Annotated in this window: 5 protein-coding genes; all 5 read left to right on the plus strand. The window is 58.4% G+C overall.

Annotated elements, in window-relative coordinates; genetic code table 11:
* Window positions 1–183: 183 nt before the first annotated feature.
* Window positions 184–408, plus strand: coding sequence for a 4Fe-4S binding protein (locus V3H18_RS16480; protein ID WP_332083170.1), 225 nt, complete (start codon window positions 184–186; stop codon window positions 406–408).
* Window positions 409–419: 11 nt separating this feature from the next.
* Window positions 420–758, plus strand: a complete 339-nt coding sequence (locus tag V3H18_RS16485; protein WP_332083171.1) for a HesB/IscA family protein — start codon at window positions 420–422, stop codon at window positions 756–758.
* 18 nt (window positions 759–776) lie between these two features.
* The gene (locus V3H18_RS16490) at window positions 777–1,307 is read left to right on the plus strand and encodes a tetratricopeptide repeat protein (protein ID WP_332083172.1); all 531 of its coding nucleotides are present in this window, start codon (window positions 777–779) and stop codon (window positions 1,305–1,307) included.
* Window positions 1,285–2,049, plus strand: a complete 765-nt coding sequence (locus V3H18_RS16495; RefSeq protein WP_332083173.1) for a 4Fe4S-binding leucine-rich repeat protein — start codon at window positions 1,285–1,287, stop codon at window positions 2,047–2,049. The genes V3H18_RS16490 and V3H18_RS16495 overlap by 23 nt, the downstream gene beginning before the upstream one ends.
* A 353-nt stretch (window positions 2,050–2,402) precedes the next feature.
* The coding region (locus V3H18_RS16500) for an ArsA-related P-loop ATPase (protein ID WP_332083019.1) at window positions 2,403–2,515 on the plus strand (113 nt) is incomplete at its 3' end.

Raw genomic sequence — 2,515 nt, forward strand, 5'->3', positions numbered from 1 at the left:
ATGAGTTCATCGAGAAGTCGGCGATCACCTGGTTCAAGGCCTATCTCGACAAGGTCGCCGCCGGCGAAATCCAGCACGCCCAGCGCGGCGACGCCGAAATCAGACAAGGCGCACTCATCAATGCGGCTTAAGGTTTAAGCCGAGGAAGATGTCGCCTAAATCGCAAGAGCGAAGGAGTAGTTGATGGCGCTCAAAATCGTAGCCTCGCAATGCACGAGCTGCTCGGCATGCGAGCCGGAATGTCCGAATGTGGCGATCTATGAAAAGAACGGCACATTCATCATCGACCCCAAGAAATGCACGGAGTGCATCGGGCATTTCGACGCGCCGCAATGCGCTGCGGTCTGCCCCGTCGACGATACTTGTATCATCGACACCTCCTATCCTCGTTACCAGCCGCCGGCGTGAGGGCGATTACGATGAAAGTTACGCTTACTCCGGGGGCGCATAAATTCATCCGCAGGATGATTCAATTCAGCACCAGTCCAGAAGGCGGTTTCCGCCTTCTGGTCACGCCCGGCGGCTGCTCGGGCCTCAGCGCCCAGTTTGACGTCGAGCCCGCGCCTCGCGAAGGCGAGCAGCAATTCGTCTTCGACGGCCTGAAGTTCTTTCTTCCGGCCGAAAGCCGCTTGCTGCTCGATGGGGTCACCATCGATTATGCTGAGTCGGCGACGAGCGGCGGATTGGTTTTCCGCGATCCCAAGAATACGGGAACCTGCTCCAGCCATAGCGCGCCGGCGACGGAACACGCGCACTAACGCGCGAGCGGCAACGAGATGGAACTCGAAGAGAGCTTCGACGAGAAGGAATTTCTCGAGGCGGCGGTTCTTGGCTATGGCCTGCCGCCCGAGGCTCAATTATGTCTCGAATACGCAAGCGACGTCTATGCGGATTCCGAGGAAGCCGAGAAATATCTCAAGGAAGCGGAGAAATTGGCGCCCGATCACGCCGCCGTGCTGATCGGGCTCTACCGCTTTTATTTCTACAAAGGTCGCCTGCAGGAAGCGCTTCATATCGCCAATCTATGTCTGCACAAGGCGGCGCGCGAAAACAACGTGTCGCTCGACTGGCGCAGCGTGAAGCGGGAAGACGCCGTCTTCGATCGTTACGAAGAAATTCTGCCGCGCTTCTTCCTCTTCACGCTCAAGGGTTACGCCTATTTGCAAATGAGGCTCGGCGCGCTCGAGGAAAGCCGCGTCGCCATCATGAAACTGCTCGAGCTCGATCCCTCCGATAAGATCGGCGCGAAAGTGCTCCTGCAAGTTTTGGACAGAGTGGGCCTCGATGAAGAAGACGCGGGAGATTGAGGAGGCGCTGGACTGGCGCGGCGACGAAGTTGACTGCGCCTCGTGTCCGCATCAGGATTTGCGCGCGAGCGGGCGGTGCGAATTGCGCAAGTCCTGCGTTCAGGATCGATATGCGAGGCGCATCGACCGCTTCTTCGAAGGAAATCCCGAATTCGCCGACCGCTATCTCGACCATCCTCATTTCGAGGTGCGGGCGGTTGCGGCGAAATTCGCCAATCCTTTCCTGCTGCCGAAACTGCTCAAGGATCCCGACGAGACGGTGAGATGGGAAGCGGTTCGGCGCCTTCCGACGCGCTATCAGCTCTCCTTGCGCGACGACCCGCATCGCGAGGTCCGCATCCGGATCGCTTCTATTCTGGACGGTCCCGATCTCATCGCGATGAGCAAGGACCCCGATTACTATGTACGTATAGTAGTCGCCAGAAAAATAGATCCGTCATTACTTTCGATGATGATGGACGACGCCGAACAGGAGGTTCGGCGCCTCGTCGCCAAGCGCATCGACCCCAAATGGCTGGGCCGGATGGCCATGGACGCTTCGGCCGACGTGCGGCTCGAAGCCGCGGCGCGCATGTCGGAGAGCCAATTGTCGAGCTTGAAAACCGATCCGGACTGGCGGGTCCGATATTATGTCGTCACCCGCCTGTCGGGGCCGGAAGTGGCGCAAATGGTCGGCGATGTCGACCCGCTCGTCGCCGAGGCGGCGCGCGAAAGGCTCGAGGCGGTCTCCCAAGGCCGTTGAGATCGCCCGCGGGCCTTGCCTAATCGTTGGGCGCTCGCCCCATCCCCCAATGGTTGCCTAAGGACACATTTGTTTTTTGGAAAGGTAACAATGTCGGGAACTCCGTCTCTTGTTAGCTTTCCAACATAGATTTCCTCCCCGCATCAATTTTCATAACTAGATGAAATATAATAATTTTATTGAATGGATTTCCTTGGCACGGCGCTTGCGAAATATGGCCTGCGACACGATCGAGAGCCGACGAACAGCCCTCCCGGGGAAAATCAGTCTCATCACGGTCGGAGCGGCGCAGATCAAAATTCCGCGCAGAGGCGCGGGGGCGAAGGCGTTTAGGGGCCCGAGAGGAGATCAACATGTCGTCACTACGGCAAATCGCGTTTTACGGTAAGGGGGGCATCGGCAAGTCGACGACGTCCCAGAACACGCTGGCGGCGCTGGCGGAATTGGGCCATCGCATCCTGATCGT

It is taken from the genome of Methylocystis borbori, from assembly GCF_036576025.1.
Taxonomy (GTDB): domain Bacteria; phylum Pseudomonadota; class Alphaproteobacteria; order Rhizobiales; family Beijerinckiaceae; genus Methylocystis; species Methylocystis borbori.

Excerpts from the sequence above, each read along its gene's own strand:
- V3H18_RS16480 (WP_332083170.1), top strand. The coding sequence starts at position 184 with ATGGCGCTCAAAATCGTAGCCTCGCAATGCACGAGCTGCTCGGCATGC.
- V3H18_RS16485 (WP_332083171.1), top strand. The coding sequence starts at position 420 with ATGAAAGTTACGCTTACTCCGGGGGCGCATAAATTCATCCGCAGGATG.
- V3H18_RS16490 (WP_332083172.1), top strand. The coding sequence starts at position 777 with ATGGAACTCGAAGAGAGCTTCGACGAGAAGGAATTTCTCGAGGCGGCG.
- V3H18_RS16495 (WP_332083173.1), top strand. The coding sequence starts at position 1,285 with ATGAAGAAGACGCGGGAGATTGAGGAGGCGCTGGACTGGCGCGGCGAC.